We start from the raw sequence: 18,523 nt of genomic DNA, 5'->3' as shown, positions 1-18,523 counted from the left end.
AAAAACGTATGAGTGAGGAAGAACAAGTCACCGCTACAGTGAAAAAAGGACGCTCATTTTCCGCAGTGTGGATTCTGCCATTGGTGTCTCTCGCGGTCGGTATTTGGATGTTTTATCAATACGAAAGTAATCAAGGCACCTTGATCACCTTACATGTTCAAACCGCTGACGGACTGGAAGCAGGGAAAACCGAAATTCGCGCCCGTGATGTCAAAGTGGGTGTGGTGACAGATGTCCAGCTCAACAAAGATTATTCAGCCATCGTCGTGAAAGCGAGGATGGACAAAAACGCCGATCGCATGTTGCGGGAAGATGCCACATTCTGGGTGGTGAAACCTCGCATCGGCAAAGAAGGTGTATCAGGCCTTAGTACCTTACTTTCTGGGGCATACATCGCTCTGCGTCCTGGCGTGTCGGAAGAATCTCAGGATACCTTTACCGTGCTCGATATTCCGCCGATTGCCCCACCAGATGCCAAAGGATTACGGGTTGTATTAACGTCGCCAAGAGCAGGGAAGTTGTCAGTGGGCGACCCCGTGCTTTTTGAAGGTTACACCGTTGGTCGTGTAGAGAGGGTTGGGTTTGATCTGGAAAAAGAAAAGGCGACCTATCAGCTTTTCATCTTCCAGCCATACGATGCGCTTATCCAGAGTGAAACCCGTTTTTGGTTGACGTCAGGGTTGGATATTCGACTCAATGCCCAAGGCTTTGCGGTGCAAATCGCCTCTCTGGAGTCACTGGTCAGCGGCGGCGTGAGTTTTGGTGTGCCTGATGGGCAATCAAAGGGATATCCCATTACAGAGCAGATGACCTTGTTCAAGCTCTATGACGACCTGAAGCAAGTTCAGGAGCAAATGTTTGATAACTACATAGAGTACGCCTTGCTTTTCAGTGAATCCGTCCGCGGGTTAAACCCCGGCGCACCCGTGGAATACCGCGGTATACGCATTGGCACGGTGGAGAAAGTGCCGCTGCATCTGACAGATAAAAAGCGGGGCTTTGCGTCCAAACAAATTCCTGTACTTATTCATATTGAAGTTGAGCGGATCCTCGAGCCGGACGTTGAAATCACGCCGTCAGAGTTGAAAGAGGCTTTCGCAGCCGAGTTCAAGCATGGCCTGCGTGCCACACTAAAAACCGGCAATCTGCTGACTGGAGCGCTGTATATCGATACGGATTTCTATCCCGATGAAGCCAACAAAACGTATCAGACGACTTATAGGGGCTATAACTTCTTTCCGTCTGTTTCGGGAGATTTTGTTCAGTTCCAACGGCAGATCGGCGGCATTCTTAACAAGATTAACAAGCTCCCTGTCGAAGGTGTGCTGACTTCCCTAGAGGAAACACTGGATGCTTCCCAAGAAACCATGGCGACACTGAATTCTGCGGGTAAAGAACTGGATAGTCTGATTCAGCGTCTCGATGGCTTGCTTGCACAGGATGGTGCCCAAAAGCTTCCTCAAGAGCTGAGGGATACACTGGAAGAGCTTCAGCGAACCTTACGTGGCTTCAATCCTGATTCGGAGTCCTACCAGAAACTGCAAGAAGCGCTGACAGGTTTCAACGATGCCATGGATGGATTCAGTCCGTTAATGAAGAAACTTAACCAGAAACCAGACTCTCTGATTTTCGGTGAAAGCCAGTTGTCAGATCCAATTCCAGTGAAGGGAGAGCGCTAATGAGAAAATCATTGCTTAGCTGGCTATTCGTAGTGGTGATAGCGGGGTGTAGCAGCGCGCCTGACACCGCAACCAAAACGTATCTCTTGCCTCAAGCTGAATTGAAAGAGACAGTGTTGCGAAAAGAACAGCCCATCTTGCTAATCCAGCCTGTGAAAGTTGCGGGGTATTTAGCAGGAGAGGGAATTGCCTACCAAACGTCACCCTCCGAGATTGTGATTGCGCAAAATAACCTCTGGGCTGAAAGCCTTTCCCAACAGGTGACAGAACGTTTGGTTAATCAACTGCGTACGCCAAAAGCAAACTATTGGCCAATGTATCCGAATGCTTCTTTGAACAGTGCAAAAATGCCTAGACTCCAACTCAACATCAGCCGGTTTGATGGTGATTACCAAGGTAACGCAACCGTGGCAGGAGACTGGGTGTTGGTGGATGGCAACGGTGATATCGGTCAATCCCAAACCTTCTACGCGCAGTCGCCATTGGAACAAGAAGGGTACCAGGCGCTTGTTAATGCACTCTCCGAAACGCTGGATAAGGTCATAGGTACATTGGGTTTTGACTTATCTAAGGCAAAAATCGGGCAGTAGGCGCACTGTCATCCAAATGTCATAATTCATCCCCAAGATCCTGCACCGAAAAATAGAATTAGGGAGATTCGGATGACACATCCAACTTGGGAATTGCCAGTGGAATCTGGCGCTTTGATTTTGACCCCTTGCCCGGGAACCAAAGACCTGTCACTGTTGGAAAGCCTTCAACAGCTAAAAGCGCAAGGTGCGGTTGCTGTTGTGACTGCTATCAATGAAGAAGAAATGGCGTCAAAAGGCGTCGAGCAACTGGGCGAACTGGTTCAGGAACTTGGCATGAAATGGTTCCACATTGTTATCGAAGACGATGAAGCCCCAGACGCTACTTTCATGGCAAAGTGGCAAGCCAGCCAATCAGAATTGCACCAAGCCATTGCAAATGGCGATAAGGTTGTCATGCACTGCATGGGCGGTTCAGGCCGCACCGGTTTATTGTCTGCTCACCTTCTGCTTGAGCGCGGTTGGGAGTTACAAGACATCATCCGTGATATTCAGGCATTGCGCCCGGGTGCCTTCACCAAACAGCCTCAGATTGATTATATCCACACCTTTGTGAATCAATAATCCTGCAAGAAATGACTCCGAACAGCCGAACACAAGGGCTGTTCGGAGATATACCCAAACAACTCAATCGTACGAATACTTTCCTTTGCTGTCTGAAAAAGCATACCACGCAAGGCAAGCGACACTATTTTTGTTTAAAAAAAGCGCATCAGATATAAGAACGATTACATTTTTGCTAATACTCTGAAAACTGGTATTTAAAACGATCGTGCTTTTTTGACGCTTTCGCCCACATGACCAACCCTCTCTTGTTTTTGCGACACACTGTCACGCGATAGTTAGCCATCATCCTTTGTGTATTGCAGCACTGATACTGTGTCTGTGGTGGCATATTCTGAGCACGGCGATTTAGTCAAAATGTGAATGAGTATTGTCAGACCGTTGTGCCGCTCCCAACGCCAATTTATACGAGTTCTGCCATGGTTGAGGAGGTCACTCATGCCCGTTGCACTGACATATCCCGGCGTTTACATCCAGGAAATTCCCAGCGGCAGCCGCTCTATCAGTGGTGCTGCCACATCTATCGCTGCGTTTGTTGGTGGCTTTTCACGAGGGCCGATAAACACGCCCTTGCGCATGTTCCATGTCGGAGATTTTGACACTCATATGGGCGGCGTTCATACCACCAGTGAAACCAGCTATGCAGTGTCGCAATTTTTTACAAATGGGGGCGGTGAGTCCTATGCTGTCCGTGTTGGAGGAGGAACCAATGGCAGTGTGTCGGTCGATAGTTGGAATGGCAACACAACACTGCTTTTTAACGCCGGGCGTCAGTTTCAAGATGAGCCGGTTGAAGATCCCGGCGCATGGAATAATCACATCCGCATTGATGTCGACTACCTGACCACAGATCCCTCATCACTTTTCAATCTTTCAGTGACCGAAATCAGGCATGTAGATGGTCTCGAAGTGCCCGTGCGAAACGAGACTTACCGCAATGTGTCTATGGTCGCGACTCATCCTAGGTTTGTGCAAAGTGTTGTCAACGACAACTCGATGATGGTTCAAATTGCGGACTTCGCCGGCACAGATATGCCTGCGCCAACAGGTTATTACTCTGGTACACAGACAGTCGCAAATTACGCCGCAATGGCTGACAACAACACTATGGATATCGATCTAGGCGATGGCACTGTGCGCTCTGTAGTTGTTGACGCGACGACGAAACCGACAACCATCGCTGGTGCTGCGCTCATGCTGCAGAACGCGATTAGAGATACTCATCCAGCGGATCCGCTGTGGGCGCAATGCCAGGTCGTTGCTCGGGGGGACCGAATTGCCGTTTACGCCGGGCGCAACAGCACCGCTTATCGAGCTGGTCACATGGTGTCAATTACCGACACGGCAGGGGACTTTGCAGTGACGACCGCTTTGGAAGGCAGCGCAGAGGCCAACGTTCAGCAATATGCCATGAATACGGCTGCAGCAGCCGGATTTCAGACCGCGCAAACTGCGGGCGCTGATGGTGGTGCACCGACTGCTGCGCAATTGCGGGGAAACCGCAACGCCAGAACTGGTATATACGCACTGGAAGATGTCGATATTTTCAACCTGCTGTTGATACCGGAAGCGTCAGATCTGAACAACGGTAATGTGGCGGACATGTCGACCGTGATTAGTCCTGCGATTGCTTACTGTGAAGAACAGCGGGCATTCTTGCTGATTGACCCGCCAGAGAACGTGAACAGTGCGGAAGGAGCGATTGAATGGTTGGATGAAGTCGCTGGGGCAGGGCTTCGTCACCGTAACACAGCCGCTTACTATCCCCGCGTTCAGGTGCCGGATCCCAATAACGACAACCGCTTACGAACTATCGCCCCAAGCGGAACTGTCGCTGGCGTCTATGCCCGCCGCGATTCGGAAGCGGGGATTTGGACAGCAGCGGCAGGTATCACTGCCAGCCTTCGCAACGTGATTAGCTTCAACCACAACCTCACCAACAACGAGATTGGTCTGCTCAACCCCATTGGTTTGAACTGCCTGAGAAACGGCGGCATCAGCGGCAATATCGTTTGGGGTGCAAGAACGTTGCGTGGCGCAAATGAGCTCGCCTCCGAATGGACATACGTACCCGTTCGGCGCACGGCGCTTTTCATCGAAGAATCCCTGTTCCGTGGTTTGCAATGGACCCTGTTTATGCCCAATGACGAGCCGCTGTGGTCAGAAATTCGCATCGCGGTGACCAGCTTCATGCAAGGGCTTTTCCGCCAAGGTGCATTTCAGGGAAGCTCACCGGATCAAGCCTTCTTTGTAAAATGCGATGCCGAGACGACCACTCAGGCAGATATCGATGCCGGCGTCGTCAACATACTGGTGGGCATGGCGCCCCTTAAACCTGCGGAATTTGTTGTTGTCAGTTTCCAACTGATGAACAACAGCGGCAGTTAATCTCTCCGCCGATGGCGGTGGCTGTCGGCAACTTCAATGTATGACTCGATAGGTAGCGAGGGGGCGTTATGTCTCAGCTCAATGTGAATGGTCAGCGGGTGGTCCCGTACCCTGGGTACAAATTCATCATCAAAGAAGCCGGCGGCGATGTGCTGGCGGCGGTGCAGAAAGTATCAGGTCTCAGCCGCACGGTGGAAGTGAATGAATACCGCGCAGGTGGCGACCCATCCCACACCCGTAAATCTCCGGGTCAGGTGAAATTCGAAGCCATCACCCTTGAACGCGGTGTGACGGAAAATCTCCAGTTCGAACAGTGGGCAAATAAGGTTTGGCGAATCGGGACTGAGCCAGGTGGTGAAGTGTCGCTGGCAGACCTCCACAAAAACCTGATTCTGGAAGTGCTGAATGAGGCGGGTCAGAAGGTGCTGAGCTACAGCATTTACCGCTGCTGGGTATCGGAATACAAAGCGCTGCCGGGGTTAGATGCATCCAGCTCTGCGTTCATGATTCAGTCTATCAAACTCGAAAACGAAGGCTGGGAGCGCATGGCGGTGACCACGCCGAAAGAACCCAGTTTTGTTCATCCTGAGCAGTGAGTAGACGCTGATGGCAATGGTGTTGCAAGCATTAAACGATAACCGTCAGGTTGAAGTGTGGGAAGCCGCTTCAGCCCGTCGCGCGCAGGAGCGAGCGGCAATACTGGCGGGCGCTTTTGTGCCGGATTCGTTGAAACCGACATTGCCTGATTGGACAGTGGCAGGTCGCGATCATTTGCTGATGCTTGCTTACCAGCGCCAGTTTGGTGATGCCATAGAAGTTGAAGCCAAATGCGGTGAATGCGGTGAGAAAACGCAGCTTTCGTTTACCGTTTCGCAAGTGTTAGGCACCGCGTCCCCTGAACTCTCCAAAGCCTGGGACGCGGTGCACGCTTCACTGGATACGGATGCGTATCTCCCGGTTTATCACGATGTGATTTTTGAAGGGATCCCATGTCGGTTTCGTTTACCCCGCATTGCGGACCTGAACATGCTGGAAAACAGCGAAGTCATGCTGTTTCAGTTTGCACAAAGGGTTATTGAACCCGAGGATTTCCCGCGAATCCGTTCAGCGCTGGCAGAAAAAGAGAATGCGCAAGAAGCCTGGGAAATGCTGTTTGAACAGATCGAACAACAGATGTTGGCTTCTGAACCTCTTTCCATCGTGTCGCTGAATTCAGCCTGTCCAGATTGCGGCGCCGAAACCCTTCATCAGTTTGATATTGCTAACCAGTTTTGGGCGCAACTCTCCGCCAGTGTCGAGAAGCAGCTCTGGGATGTGCATTTACTGGCAACAGCCTATGGCTGGTCGAGTCAGGATATTCTCGCTATGAGTCCTGCCCGTCGTCGCCGTCATATTGCGATGATTATTGAGTGAGGAGAGGAAGATGATGAGTCAAGGTCTCAGCCAATTTCTTCGCCGAAATGTCTCAGGTGAACAATCGCTTAAACCTGTGGTGCGTTCTTATTATTCGCACGTGAGTGATGACTCTTCCCCCACATCACCTCAATCATCAAGTGACACTGTCACCGATTGGTTGGTGCCAGAACCAACGAAAACAAATCTCAAACCGACTCAAAGTGAACAGAGCGAATTTTCATCAGCAGTGCAACCAGAAAAAGCAGCCCACTCTGACCGAAATATTGAATATGGTTTTAACAGGGAAGTTGATTCCTCATCCTTCCCAGTTTCGCCAGAGAGCGTTAGGAGTCACTCAACCCAAAAGGACTATTCGTCAGATATAGAGGCCGAATTTCCTGGTCATAATGCAGAGTCTTCGAGCCCAGAATGGCAGAGACAAGTATGGCAGAGAGATGCGGAAAACAAATCGACGGTTTCCGCTAGATCAGATGCCCCATCAAACGATGTAAGCCCGCATTCTGCAAGTGCTATGACCCTCGCCGAGTTGAGAGACTTAGAGCTGGAATCTTCCTCTGTCGCACCTGAAAACCGTCAGCAACCTGCGAAACGCCGTGACTTTACTAAGCAGGTTGCCGCATCAATATTGGGAGACGAAAAAGTGTCGCCCAATACGGAGCGCTTGGCCTCTGTGACCCCCGTTGAATCAGCGCTCTCTCCAGAAAAAGAAGGGAGCCCACAAGATCATCTCGAAGTGTCCGTGACCATTGGTCATGTTTCGATCGTGCCGGCACCCAAAGCCCCAGAGAAAAAAGCACCAAGCTGGAAACCACCAGTAAGCCTGACTGATTACCTTCGTGACCGTCAGGAGGGCAAACGATGAGCAGCGCGCTGGCGATCGCAGGTATCACTCAACTTCTCCGTGATTTGTTGAATGATGGTTTGGTCGATCACGATGTGGCAACCGTGGTGAATACCAATGTGCCTGTTCACGCGCTTCCACCCGACCAAATGCTGGCGCAGGAAGAAGATAACGCACCTGCGCTGAATGTGTTTCTCTACCACACCGAAGTCAACGCTGCCTGGGCAAACCAATGTTTGCCAACCCGAAACAGCGACGGCGATAGAATCAATAACACACCGCTGCCGCTGGATTTGTATTACATCGTGAGTGCGTATAGCACCGCGGATTTGCACAACGATGTATTGCTTGGCTATGCCATGCAAATTCTTCATGAACATCCGGGGTTTACCCGCGCAGAAATTCAAACTGCGCTAAACCCTTCACCCGCAATTGCAGCGGGCCTTCCTCCGCTTCTCCAAGCGCTGGCAGACACAGGTTTGGCTGATCAGGCTGAGGCGATTCGTATCGCGCCCCATCCAATGCCCGTGTCGGAAAAATCCGCGTTATGGAGCGCATTGCAAAGTCAGTACCGCCCCTCCGCGACTTACCGCGTATCAACCGTGTTGATGCAAGTTGAACAGGGCACGCGGGAAGCGCTTCCGGTATTGACCATTGGTCCTGGAAATACAGGGCCCGATGTCCAGCCAAGTCTGGTTCCGTCAGTCCCCCAACTGGCGCGCATTATCCCTCCCGCCTTGCAGTCCAGTGCAAGGTTGGGAGATACCCTGGACACCGAAGGGTTTGCGCTGGATGGCGCGAATCCTCGATTTACGCTCTCTCATATCTCACAGGAGGTGGAACATACAATCAATGCAGAGGCGGGCGGAACAGCACGCGCGCAGTCAGTGACACTGCCGAATGCTGCAGCCAATTGGGCAGCAGGTATCTATTCACTATTCTTTACTGCTGACGTTGGTGGTCAACCATTACAATCTAATCAACTTTCCGCCCAAATCGCCCCAGTGATGACCTTGCCACCTGCCAGTGTGGTGCGAAATGGTCAAACTGTGGTCGTCACGTTAAGCGTTACCCCGCACGTTCATCCCGGACAACAAGCCATGATGTGGCTCGGTTCAGAAGGGGCGACTGCGGAATCTGTCGCTGTGGCGACAAACACCCTCGTTTTTATCTTCGGGCCGCTGGTTGCAGGCAGTTACCCAGCCAGATTGCGTGTTGATGGTGTTGATAGCTGGTTTATCCTTCGAGACAGACCACCTGTTGCTCCGGACTTCACCCCAAGAGCACCGATTTTCGACCCGACTCAGGTAGTGGTGGTGCCATGATGTCTGAGTCCATCCAATTTTCTGTTTCTGAGCAGCAACAAGCCAAAGAGCAGCAATCAATTGAGCGTTGGCAGGCGTTGAATAACGCACATTTGTCGGCAGTCGTGGAGTGGGCTAGTGCTTTGCTTTCAGACGAAGCGAACACGACGCCGCCGGAATCCATTTCGACTATCAACAACCGTTTCCGCGCTGAAGCCCTAGGCGAAAATCCAAGTTTTATCAATGTATTGATTGATCAATTTGGACTTAACGAAAGCGACCAGAGCATATTGGCTTTGGTAGTTGCCGCATCACTTAAACCCTTGATAGGAGAGCGATGCGCCGCTCTTACTAACAACCACTCAAATACATTTCCGACTGCGATGCTTTGTGTGTCACGCATTCCGCAATGCGACTGGAGCAGCTTTTCACCGCATTCTCCGCTTCGTTATTGGTTGCTGGTGGAATGGCAGCCATTAGGTTCTGGCGATGGAGTATTAAGTGCCGATGAGCGGGTGGTGAATTTTGCCCGCGGTTTGAGCTACATCGATGAACGTCTTTCCGTATTGCTTGAACCTGCCAATGTGGAATCATCCGTTTCTCTCATGCCATCCCAGCGCCAACATTTGGATGCCGCATTAAATTACCTTTCTCAAAGCCAGCACTTCGGAATGAATAACACCTCGACCGTGTTTGAGCTTTTTGGAGATGATGCCTTCGCTAAGCGCACAATGGCGGTCTCTATTTCGACTGAATTAAATGTCGGTTTGCAACGCATCAATGCATCTAATCTACCTTCCCGCGCGAACGATTTGGATGCCCTTGCAAGACTTTGGCTGCGTGAGGCGAGCCTTTTACCCATGCTGTTATTGGTCGAAGAAGCGGACGATGCTCCAAAACAAAAGCTGGCTGAACAGTTTATTGCCAGAATGCGTGGACTGGTGTTGATTGACACAGGACGAGCTCCTGCGGCCTTTTCGACCAGAAGTTTTCCGCTTGAAGTGAAACGACCAACGGTGCAAGAGCAGGAGTCGATATGGTCAGAATTGCTTCCGGTTGAAGACAAACAGCTCCCTGCAAGATTGGCCGAACAGTTTTCAATGAGCGAGCCAGACATTTTCCGCTCTGCCTCAGTGGCTGCTGCACAAAGTGGTTCAAATAATGAATCAGATTTTGAAAAAGCACTCTGGCAAATCTGCCAGCGCGGTGCGTCAACCGAGCTTTCAAAGCTCGCCCAACGTATCGAATGCAAAGCCAGCTGGGACAACTTGGTGTTACCGGAATCTCAAACCAAGATGTTGGAGCAGCTTGCTTCTCAGGTTGCTCTTCGCAGTCGTGTTTATCAGTCCTGGGGATTCCGTGAACGCATGAGCCGGGGCATGGGCATCAGTGCCATGTTCAGCGGTGAAAGTGGGACAGGAAAAACCATGGCAGCAGAGGTGATTGCCAATACCCTGAACCTCGATCTATACCGCATCGACCTTGCCAGCGTGATCAGCAAATACATCGGCGAAAGCGAGAAGCAAATGCGAGCCTTATTTCAGGCGGCTGAGCGCTGTGGAGCCATCCTCTTCTTCGATGAAGCTGATGCACTGTTTGGCAAGCGAAGCGAGGTGAAAAACAGCAACGACAGATTTGCCAACATTGGCATTGATGACTTGCTGCAACGGATTGAAATGTTCAACGGATTGGCGATTCTCGCCACTAATCTAAAATCCCAAATCGACAAAGCCTTTATGCGCCGCCTGCGTTTTGTGGTGGATTTCCCATTCCCTGCACCAGCGGAAAGAGAACGGATCTGGCTTTCTGTATTCCCGCCTCAAACTCCGTTGGCCGAGGACGTGAACCCAGCACGGCTTGCGAAGCTGAATCTTACTGGCGGCAGTATCCACAATGTTGCGTTGAATGGTGCGTTTCTCGCGGCGCAACACAATGAATCGGTGTCTATGCGGTGGCTGATGGAAGCCGCCGCGGCAGAGCTTCAAAAGTTGGAACGTCCTATTAAAGCGGGGGACTTAGATTATGGCTGAATTCACTCCCCTGACACCGCAAAAATCCCATGCCGAGAAAGCGGTCAATACTCCGCGAAACGGCTTTGTGATTCAGAAAAAATGCGGCTGTGGGAATGTAGCACCGACAGGAGGTACTTGTTCTGCTTGCGCCGCCAAAGCAGCTGCGAACAGCCCAGTTTTGAAAAAGCCTGCAGCCAGCTCGAGCACAACCCAGCCAGACGGTGCGATTCCGCAATCGTTAAGAGAGCGCGCGGAGCAAACCTTCGGTACAACGCTGCCGGATGTGAATTTCTATACCGGCGGTATGGCGCAAAACTACGCCCGACAGCTTCAGGCCAAAGCCTTTACTGCCGGTAACGATGTGTTTTTCGGAAGCGGATTCTATCGTCCAGACACGCCAGAAGGCTTGCGTTTGATTGGGCATGAGCTGACGCATGTGGTGCAGCAGCGCCGCGGGCTCGCGTTTTCAAAGCTTCAGGGCGCGGGTGACACTTATGAGCAGGAGGCTGATCGGGGCGGTGATGCATTTGCAGCAGGGAAACGCTTCAGTGTGTCGTCACCACAAGGCTCGATCGGGCGTTTCCCACAAAAGATGGGGGCGGCAGAGTCTGCGGAAGTCGTGGGCTCTGAATCACCTTCTCACGATCTTGAATTTCTTGGCGAGATGATGGATCAGTCTGAGGTTGAAAGCCTGTTTACTGATTTGCAGTCGCTAGAGACACCAGAGAGCAAGCTCTATTTGATCCCAGAGTCTGCGGTGGAATCCTTTGGCGATAACCGACCCCAGCCATCAGCACCTATTCCCCAAGCTAAGTTGCTGGATGGCGTGTCTCGACAAGGAAGACTTCCAGTAATCCAGCGGGCAATCGTAGCGGGTTGTGACGTGCCGACCATGACAATGGGGCAGATTGGTGTCGCTGCACACCGCCAGATTGGCGGATTTTGTGGCGTACTTCACCGAGCGATTTCTCCCACAACACCTTGTTTGGGAAATGGTCACCCCGGCTTTCAAATTCCCGGCTCAACGCGACCTGATATGGTGAAGCACTGGTCTCAAGGGCCTTTTATCGATGAAGTTGGCGAAATAAAACCTGCTTCTTGGTTAAACGGCCGTCAGGTTGATGCTGAAGCCCAATTGAACCGGGATATTGCCAATTATCAGCGCATCATTGGTCCAGCAACCACCATGTGGTCTTACGCCTTTCCGACCATGCCATTTGTGGCGAATCCTCTGCAGAACATTGATGTTTGGCCTGCTGTGGGTGGTTCTGCTTCCAATGGTGTTTATTACTATCGCTGCCGGAACACGCGCAGAAGAAGGGCACCGCGCAGAGTGCGAATCCGGGTTCGTTTACCGGTTCCAGTGTTGCTGCCGCGCACTGTGCCTAGGGTTGTCCCGCAGCCAAATCCACAGCCAGTGCCTTCACCAAGGCCCGCTCCGCGCCCAACACCAAGACCTGTGGAGCCGCCTTCAGAGCCTTGGCGTATGCCAGAGCTTCCCGAAATGCCGGATTTGCGTCCAGCCGTTAAACCTGTGGTTGCAGGGGCTGCTGCCGTTGGTATCGGGTATCTCATTTATCGCGGTGTTCGGATGATCCCATCATTAGCGCCACCGCTATGGTGGACCATTCCTGGCAATCTCGCGGTGCCGTAGGAGGTTGAATGAAAGTCACGATTAGGTTCGATCACATCGACATCGCTGAGAACGCCTCCTATCGCGAAATTTATCGCGTCATGTCTGATGTCGTTCGGGAAAACTGGCCGGGTATGGGCTCCGTTTCAGCCGAGCATCAAAGATTGGCGCAGCACCAAGCGGCAGCTTCAGCAGCCAGACATTTGACCCGTACGGTTGCAGCTAGGAGGGCGCGCTAAATGTTGTCTTCCCAACCTAACTACCTCAAGGCCGGAATTGTGCTGCTGGATCCACAAAGTGCGGAGCCAATGAGCGCCATTCCCTTGCTGATTAATCCGGACTCACTCAATACCCAGTTTGAGGTGAAATCACCGTCGACCTCTGAAACGCGCAGTGAACAACTACGCCTCAATGGTCCGCCAAAAGAAACCATTACGTTTGATGCGATTCTCGATGCTACAGATGCCATGTCACGGGGTGACGAGGACGCAGTGAAATACGGAATAGGGCATTACATCGCAGCGCTTCGAAGCCTGATTTCGCCAACCAAACGCCAGCTTTTAGACAATGACACTCTGGCGCGACAAGGCAAGATCACCATTATTCCTATGACCCAGCCTTTGCCTGTTTTCAGTTGGGGATTGCGTCGAAGAATGCCTGTGAAAGTCGGCAGTCTTTCAGTGGCAGAAGAGTTTTTCAGCGCGCAGTTAAACCCTATCCGCGCCAAAGCCAGCCTGTCACTACAAGTGTTGTCGGTCGATGATTTGGGCTTTGACCATCCTGCTTCGTCGCTGTTCCTGCACTACCTTGATGGCATCGAGAAGCAGGCAGCGAAAGTCATTAAACCCGCGGTTGATGGATGATTAGGGGCGAATAGCATGACTGATCTTACCCAGTACCTTCTCAGCAATACCGACGAAACTGCGGACTTTACGCCAAGCAGTCGTTATGCGGGTGCGCCTTTAAAAGTGATGACGGACAGCGATGGCACAGAGAGAGTCTTTGTAAGCCGTCGTTTCGTTCCAGAGCCCGCGGGGGAAGGCACCGCCCCCATGCTTTTGGTCAGGGAAGGAGACAGGTTGGATTTGCTGGGGGCGGCTTATTACGCCGACACATCGCGCTGGTGGCACATTGCGGATGCCAACCTTGAAGCTTATCCCGGTGATTTGTTGGCTACACCGGGTCGGAAAATTGCCCTTTCTTCGGGCGATGGGGAGGGCTGATGTCTGATGTTGTCATGAGCCTCTACATTGGCCCTGTTGCGCCGGTTCCGGTTTCAAAAGCGGTTATTAACGCCTTTGTTTCCTGTGAAGTGCAATCCAAAACCGAGGGGCCTTCTGGTTTTCAGTTGGTGTTTGAAATCGACAATAATTCGCCGCTGCACACCATTTTTATGCTTGCCAGTAACAATCCTATCCCGTTGGTGCGCACCGTGATTACGGTGGAAATGCACGGCAAGCAAAGCGTGTTGATGGACGGTGTGATCACCCAACACAATGTCAGCCCTGCCAGCGCTCCGGGTGTATCTCGGATGACCATTACAGGGAAAGACCTGACTCATGTGCTCAGCTATCTCGATTTCAGCTTTATGCGCTTTCCTGCCATGCCCGACTTTGCCCGAATTAATCTGGTACTGGCGAAGTATGCGTTCCTTGGGCTGATCCCAAAAGTTATCCCGTCTGTGCTGATTGATGTGCCAGTGCCGACAGACCGCATACCCACTCAGCAGGGAACCGATCTCGCCTATATCCAATCGCTGGCCGATCGCGTGGGGTATGTGTTCTACACAGAAACCACGGATACCGTTGGTGTGTCTGTCGCGTATTGGGGGCCGGACGTTCGAATCGGTAACGTGCAGAAACCGCTCAACGATGACTTGGATGCCAACCGCAATGTGACTTCGCTGTCTGGCTCATATGATGCGCAGGAAGCTTACATTCCGCTGATCACCATCCAGAATCCACAGACCAAAATGCCACTGACGATTCCAGTGCCAGATTTCAATCCACTCAATCCGCCACTGGGTTTGATTCGTCCCATCACTTTAAAGACCAAAAACATCTATGAAACCGCTAAATATTCGCCGGTTCAGGCGGCCATGATTGGCATGGCGAAAGCGGCACAATCTGCGGTTCGCGTGTTGAAAATGACTGGCTCGTTGGACGTGCTCGCATACGGTTCTTTGTTGATGGCAAGGCGCTTGGTGTATGTGCGAGGTTCGAGTCCAGCGTTCAATGGCATTCACTATGTGGAATCTGTTACCACCACCTTTAAGGAAGGCGAATTGAAGCAGGATTTTCAATTGAGTAGGGACGGTTTGCTATCGACCGTTAACAGGGTGTCCGCATGACAACACCTCTTTACGGTAAATTCCGCGGCACCGTGGTCAACAATGTCGACCCAATGCAGCAAGGGCGGATCCTCGCCACGGTTCCCAGCGTGTCGGGCATGGTTCCCGGAAGCTGGTGTATGCCTTGTCTGCCTGTGTTGGGCTTGAACTCAGGAATTTTCTCGGTCCCACCTATTGGTGCAGGCGTGTGGATCGAGTTTGAACAAGGGGATGTGGATTACCCTATCTGGACGGGATGTTTTGCAGGTTCGCCTTCGGATGTGCCGACTTTGGCGAGAACCGCGGTGCCGCCCATTTCAGCCATCACGCTGCAAACCATGGCAAAGAACGGCATTGTGATTTGTGATATCGGCGGGCCAATGGGCATGGGCGGTATCACGCTGCAAACAGCAACAGGGGCAACGCTGTCAGTGACTGACGCGGGCATTTTCATCAACAACGGGAAAGGGGCGCAGATATCTATGGTGGGACCAACCGTGGATATCAATAACGGCGCGCTAACCATCACCTAAGAGGAATGTAGCAATGCCAGGAGCGATTCTTCATGTTGGTGCCACAGTCACCTGCGCCCATGGTGGGCAGGCGACACCCACGGTGCCTAATCCAAGGGTGATGGTGTCGGGACAACCTACCGTGTTGCAAACTTCGCCTTATGCCGTCGCCGGTTGTGCCATGCCACCGCCAAACGCTGGCAATGGTCCTTGTGTGACGGGGCAGTGGCTTTCAGGCTCAGTACGCGTTTTGTCATTGGGGCAGCCTTTCGCGTTACAGACGGGACAATCTGTTTGCGCTCCCACTGGCACGCCTTTGCTCCCATCCGTGGTTCAACCGCGTGTACTAGCGACCTAAGGGAGTGAATCCTTATGGCATATCCCGATTTTCCTTATCGCATTGATACCCAAGGCCGGACAGCGACCACGACGCGGCTGGATGTCATTCGCGATCGTATCGAGCAGGTACTTTTCACTGAGCCGGGCGAGCGGGTGATGATGCCAACATTCGGGTGCGGGCTGAACCGTCTTCTTTTCGCGGGTGTCAGCGAAGCGGTTATTGAGAATACACGGAGTCTGGTAGCGACCTCGCTGCAAACCTGGATGCAGGACGATATCGATCTTGCTGAGGTAGACGTCTATGTCGACAATGGCGCGCTTTTCATCAATGTCGCCTACATTGTTCTGCCTACCGGAGAGTCACAACAGGCCACGTTTGAGCGTGAGGTGTCAGCATGATCTATTTTTGCTGCGACAAACGCCGACGTGAGGCAGTGCGCCAGTCAGATTTGAATGGCATCGATTTCGTTGAAGTCATCGATCGTGAAGCTGCGGTGGAAACTGATCGCCAACGGTTTCTTCACTTACATCTAGTCAATGATCCCGGTGCGTTTGTTTACACCATCGATAACATTCGCATTGAAGGGCCGAATGCCATTGAAATAGTCAATGTCACGATGGGACTGGACGGACAAACCAATGTATTGGTGATTGAAGTCGCCGAGCCCGGTGATTTCTCGCCTTACAGCATCAACATCGTCACCAGCTCATTAAATCCGTTGCCACCATCAGAGATAGATCCTGCGCTGGCATCTGTTGGCTTCTCTTTCAAAGTAGAATGCCCTTCGCCATTCGACTGTCAAAGCAGTTGTGATTGCCCTGAACCAGAAACCCTTGATACAGAGATAGATTACACGGCGAGAGATTTCTATTCCTTCCGCCGCATGATGCTCGACAGGCTTTCCGTGACGGCGCCAGCCGCGGCGACCGGACACCCCGCAGACCTTTCTACTGTGCTGGTGGAAGTGCTGGCTTATACCGCGGACCAACTGGCTTACCAACAAGATGCCGCCACAACGGAAGCCTATCTCAATAAAGCACGCTCTCGGATTTCGCTCAAGCGCATGACAAGGCTGGTGGATTACAGCGTGGATGAAGGCTGTAATGCCCGCTGTTTTTGCCACTTCGCCGTGTCGGCAGATATACATCCTATTGCCCCCGCCACCTTGGTCATTCCTCAAGGCAGCGCGGTGTGTACCCAACTGAGTGAGCAACCCAGAACCTTCGCGAGAGACGACGCTTTGCTCGCGAAAAGTGGTGCTGTGTATGAAACCTGCCATGACGTATCAGCGCTTTTTTCCCTTCATAACGAAATCACTTTTTATAGCTGGAGTGACGCACGTTGCTACCTGCCAAAAGGCGCTATAAGTGCCACTTTAGATGGCCACTTCCCTGACTTGGAAGCAGGTATGTATCTGGCGTTTGAAGAAGTGATGGGGGCACGAAGTGGCAGTCAAGCTGACCGACAACTGTCGCAACGCCAAGTGGTTCTCCTGACACAAGTGCAGGCATTTGATGCAGATGGTGAACCACTCCTCGATCCGGTAACGGAATTGCCTATCACAGAGGTTGTCTGGCATGGCGCGGATGCTTTGCGTTTCCCTATGTGCATTTCATCAGAAACTTCCATTGAGGAAGGACGCCGGTACCTTGAACCCGTCACCGTTGCCCGGGGTAATATGGTGCTGGTGGATCATGGTCAAACGATCTCTGGCGAGCGTTTACCAGAAGTGCCACTGCCAACGCTGAGTTGGGCGCCGGGGCAGGGTATGCAAGCTGATAGTGCTAAAGGAGCAAGCTGCGCGGAAGCCAATTGCGAGCAGGAACAGGCTGAAACCATCACCCCAAGATACCAGCCGACTCTCGCCAATCGTCCACTGACGTTTTCCCCTGACTATACGTTGGGCGCGCCTGCGGCGGAGCTTTTGCAAACACCTTCACCGAGCGAAACATTCGCCAGTGTTTCTCTTGATGCAGATGATGGCGTTGAAGTGCGTTCTTATCACGTGATCAGGGATATGCTTGCAGCAGACGATTCGTCCTTGGTATTTACCACGGAAATCGAGCGGGATGGCGTGGTTTCATTGCGATTTGGTGACAACGTCTACGGTCGTCGCCCTTTGCCTGAAACCCAGTTTACAGCCACCTATCGCGTAGGAGTGGGGTCAGCAGGTCACATCGGTGCGGACAAGCTCTATCATCTCGCTTTGCCTATTCCAGAAGTAACGGAAGTGCGCAATATCACGCCCGGTGAAGGAGGGCGAAACCCAGAAACCAATGCGCAAATCAGGAAACGTGCGCCTTTCCTGTTCAAAACACAAGAGCGGGCAGTCACGCGGGAAGACTATCAAACGCTGGGTCGACGGGTGGCCGGTATTCAGGACGTCAGTTGTGCCTACATCCATACGGGTAGTTGGATGACGACCTTTGCCTTGCCCGATCCGGACGACAGGGTAAAAGTGTCTGACACATTGCGAACCACGCTTCGTGACCATTACGAAAAATTCCGCCTCGCCGCCCATGATGTGGAAGTGTCGTCACCGGTTTATGTTCCCCTTGAAGTGACGCTTCATGTTTGTGTTGCGCCGAATACGTCGAAATCCCATGTTCGCCAGCGCCTGTTGAAACTCTTCTCGTCAAACCGTTTGCCTGATGGCGCTTTAGGTTTATTACACCCAAATCGGTTCCGTGCTGGAGAAACCCTTCATCTCTCACCTTGGTTGGCTGCCGCTCAGAATGTAGAAGGAGTGATAGCAGCCAAAGTGACAAGGTTCCGCCGTTTTGGGGACCCAAGAACCAGTGGGTTGGTAGACAGAAAGCTCGAATTCGGCCGCACGGAAATCGCACGGATCGACAACGACATCAGTCATCCGGGCAATGGCGTGTTCCTTCTCGATATGGATGGAGGGCGTTGAT

General features: G+C 52.1%; 18 protein-coding genes. All 18 read left to right on the top strand.

Going from position 1 to position 18,523, the window contains the following annotated elements; all coding sequences use genetic code 11:
* Positions 1 to 8 precede the first annotated feature (8 nt).
* The 18 genes from pqiB to RN22_RS03650 all read left to right on the top strand — a co-directional run bounded on the left by pqiB (position 9) and on the right by RN22_RS03650 (position 18,522).
* Complete coding sequence (gene pqiB, locus RN22_RS03730; protein WP_046303135.1) at positions 9 to 1,679, top strand: intermembrane transport protein PqiB; 1,671 nt, start codon at positions 9 to 11, stop codon at positions 1,677 to 1,679.
* A complete protein-coding gene (locus RN22_RS03725; RefSeq protein WP_046303134.1) occupies positions 1,679 to 2,269 on the top strand; it encodes a membrane integrity-associated transporter subunit PqiC in 591 nt (196 codons plus the stop codon). The genes pqiB and RN22_RS03725 overlap by 1 nt, the downstream gene beginning before the upstream one ends.
* A gap of 72 nt (positions 2,270 to 2,341) precedes the next feature.
* The gene (locus RN22_RS03720; protein ID WP_046303133.1) at positions 2,342 to 2,833 is read left to right on the top strand and encodes a tyrosine-protein phosphatase; all 492 of its coding nucleotides are present in this window, start codon (positions 2,342 to 2,344) and stop codon (positions 2,831 to 2,833) included.
* Positions 2,834 to 3,271: 438 nt separating this feature from the next.
* Positions 3,272 to 5,221, top strand: a complete 1,950-nt coding sequence (locus RN22_RS03715; RefSeq protein ID WP_046303132.1) for a phage tail sheath C-terminal domain-containing protein — start codon at positions 3,272 to 3,274, stop codon at positions 5,219 to 5,221.
* Positions 5,222 to 5,289: 68 nt separating this feature from the next.
* Complete coding sequence (locus tag RN22_RS03710) at positions 5,290 to 5,817, top strand: phage tail protein (protein WP_046303131.1); 528 nt, start codon at positions 5,290 to 5,292, stop codon at positions 5,815 to 5,817.
* Between the two features lie 10 nt (positions 5,818 to 5,827).
* Positions 5,828 to 6,634: a hypothetical protein gene (locus RN22_RS03705; RefSeq protein ID WP_046303130.1), complete on the top strand. Its 807-nt coding sequence runs from the start codon at positions 5,828 to 5,830 to the stop codon at positions 6,632 to 6,634.
* Positions 6,635 to 6,644: 10 nt separating this feature from the next.
* Positions 6,645 to 7,499, top strand: a complete 855-nt coding sequence (locus RN22_RS03700; protein ID WP_046303129.1) for a hypothetical protein — start codon at positions 6,645 to 6,647, stop codon at positions 7,497 to 7,499.
* The gene (locus RN22_RS03695; RefSeq protein ID WP_046303128.1) at positions 7,496 to 8,803 is read left to right on the top strand and encodes a DUF4255 domain-containing protein; all 1,308 of its coding nucleotides are present in this window, start codon (positions 7,496 to 7,498) and stop codon (positions 8,801 to 8,803) included. The genes RN22_RS03700 and RN22_RS03695 overlap by 4 nt, the downstream gene beginning before the upstream one ends.
* Entirely contained in the window at positions 8,800 to 10,812 is a 2,013-nt protein-coding gene (locus RN22_RS03690; protein ID WP_231590838.1) for an ATP-binding protein, read from the top strand. Before RN22_RS03695 ends, RN22_RS03690 begins: the two co-directional genes overlap by 4 nt.
* Entirely contained in the window at positions 10,805 to 12,448 is a 1,644-nt protein-coding gene (locus tag RN22_RS03685; RefSeq protein ID WP_046303127.1) for a DUF4157 domain-containing protein, read from the top strand. Before RN22_RS03690 ends, RN22_RS03685 begins: the two co-directional genes overlap by 8 nt.
* A gap of 8 nt (positions 12,449 to 12,456) precedes the next feature.
* Positions 12,457 to 12,666, top strand: a complete 210-nt coding sequence (locus tag RN22_RS03680) for a hypothetical protein (protein ID WP_046303126.1) — start codon at positions 12,457 to 12,459, stop codon at positions 12,664 to 12,666.
* Entirely contained in the window at positions 12,667 to 13,290 is a 624-nt protein-coding gene (locus RN22_RS03675) for a hypothetical protein (RefSeq protein WP_046303125.1), read from the top strand. It begins immediately after the preceding gene.
* A gap of 15 nt (positions 13,291 to 13,305) precedes the next feature.
* Positions 13,306 to 13,650, top strand: coding sequence for a hypothetical protein (locus RN22_RS03670; protein ID WP_046303124.1), 345 nt, complete (start codon positions 13,306 to 13,308; stop codon positions 13,648 to 13,650).
* Positions 13,650 to 14,777 (top strand): hypothetical protein, encoded by a 1,128-nt coding sequence (locus tag RN22_RS03665; protein WP_046303123.1) that lies wholly within the window; start codon positions 13,650 to 13,652, stop codon positions 14,775 to 14,777. Before RN22_RS03670 ends, RN22_RS03665 begins: the two co-directional genes overlap by 1 nt.
* Positions 14,774 to 15,289 carry a phage baseplate assembly protein V gene (locus tag RN22_RS03660; protein ID WP_046303122.1) on the top strand — a complete coding sequence of 172 codons (516 nt, stop codon included), beginning with the start codon at positions 14,774 to 14,776 and terminating at the stop codon, positions 15,287 to 15,289. Before RN22_RS03665 ends, RN22_RS03660 begins: the two co-directional genes overlap by 4 nt.
* A 13-nt stretch (positions 15,290 to 15,302) precedes the next feature.
* Entirely contained in the window at positions 15,303 to 15,626 is a 324-nt protein-coding gene (locus tag RN22_RS24625; RefSeq protein ID WP_082111348.1) for a hypothetical protein, read from the top strand.
* A gap of 14 nt (positions 15,627 to 15,640) precedes the next feature.
* Positions 15,641 to 16,006 (top strand): GPW/gp25 family protein, encoded by a 366-nt coding sequence (locus RN22_RS03655; protein ID WP_046303121.1) that lies wholly within the window; start codon positions 15,641 to 15,643, stop codon positions 16,004 to 16,006.
* Entirely contained in the window at positions 16,003 to 18,522 is a 2,520-nt protein-coding gene (locus RN22_RS03650) for a baseplate J/gp47 family protein (RefSeq protein WP_046303120.1), read from the top strand. Before RN22_RS03655 ends, RN22_RS03650 begins: the two co-directional genes overlap by 4 nt.
* Position 18,523 lies beyond the last annotated feature (1 nt).

This window comes from Grimontia sp. AD028, assembly GCF_000973155.1.
Lineage (GTDB): Bacteria > Pseudomonadota > Gammaproteobacteria > Enterobacterales > Vibrionaceae > Enterovibrio > Enterovibrio indicus.
Note: the sequence above shows the minus strand (reverse complement) of the source record. Positions and strands in the feature narration are given on the sequence as shown.

What these genes read in the sequence shown, in the direction of transcription:
- pqiB (WP_046303135.1), top strand. Translation starts at nt 9, where the DNA reads ATGAGTGAGGAAGAACAAGTCACCGCTACAGTGAAAAAAGGACGCTCA.
- RN22_RS03725 (WP_046303134.1), top strand. Translation starts at nt 1,679, where the DNA reads ATGAGAAAATCATTGCTTAGCTGGCTATTCGTAGTGGTGATAGCGGGG.
- RN22_RS03720 (WP_046303133.1), top strand. Translation starts at nt 2,342, where the DNA reads ATGACACATCCAACTTGGGAATTGCCAGTGGAATCTGGCGCTTTGATT.
- RN22_RS03715 (WP_046303132.1), top strand. Translation starts at nt 3,272, where the DNA reads ATGCCCGTTGCACTGACATATCCCGGCGTTTACATCCAGGAAATTCCC.
- RN22_RS03710 (WP_046303131.1), top strand. Translation starts at nt 5,290, where the DNA reads ATGTCTCAGCTCAATGTGAATGGTCAGCGGGTGGTCCCGTACCCTGGG.
- RN22_RS03705 (WP_046303130.1), top strand. Translation starts at nt 5,828, where the DNA reads ATGGCAATGGTGTTGCAAGCATTAAACGATAACCGTCAGGTTGAAGTG.
- RN22_RS03700 (WP_046303129.1), top strand. Translation starts at nt 6,645, where the DNA reads ATGATGAGTCAAGGTCTCAGCCAATTTCTTCGCCGAAATGTCTCAGGT.
- RN22_RS03695 (WP_046303128.1), top strand. Translation starts at nt 7,496, where the DNA reads ATGAGCAGCGCGCTGGCGATCGCAGGTATCACTCAACTTCTCCGTGAT.
- RN22_RS03690 (WP_231590838.1), top strand. Translation starts at nt 8,800, where the DNA reads ATGATGTCTGAGTCCATCCAATTTTCTGTTTCTGAGCAGCAACAAGCC.
- RN22_RS03685 (WP_046303127.1), top strand. Translation starts at nt 10,805, where the DNA reads ATGGCTGAATTCACTCCCCTGACACCGCAAAAATCCCATGCCGAGAAA.
- RN22_RS03680 (WP_046303126.1), top strand. Translation starts at nt 12,457, where the DNA reads ATGAAAGTCACGATTAGGTTCGATCACATCGACATCGCTGAGAACGCC.
- RN22_RS03675 (WP_046303125.1), top strand. Translation starts at nt 12,667, where the DNA reads ATGTTGTCTTCCCAACCTAACTACCTCAAGGCCGGAATTGTGCTGCTG.
- RN22_RS03670 (WP_046303124.1), top strand. Translation starts at nt 13,306, where the DNA reads ATGACTGATCTTACCCAGTACCTTCTCAGCAATACCGACGAAACTGCG.
- RN22_RS03665 (WP_046303123.1), top strand. Translation starts at nt 13,650, where the DNA reads ATGTCTGATGTTGTCATGAGCCTCTACATTGGCCCTGTTGCGCCGGTT.
- RN22_RS03660 (WP_046303122.1), top strand. Translation starts at nt 14,774, where the DNA reads ATGACAACACCTCTTTACGGTAAATTCCGCGGCACCGTGGTCAACAAT.
- RN22_RS24625 (WP_082111348.1), top strand. Translation starts at nt 15,303, where the DNA reads ATGCCAGGAGCGATTCTTCATGTTGGTGCCACAGTCACCTGCGCCCAT.
- RN22_RS03655 (WP_046303121.1), top strand. Translation starts at nt 15,641, where the DNA reads ATGGCATATCCCGATTTTCCTTATCGCATTGATACCCAAGGCCGGACA.
- RN22_RS03650 (WP_046303120.1), top strand. Translation starts at nt 16,003, where the DNA reads ATGATCTATTTTTGCTGCGACAAACGCCGACGTGAGGCAGTGCGCCAG.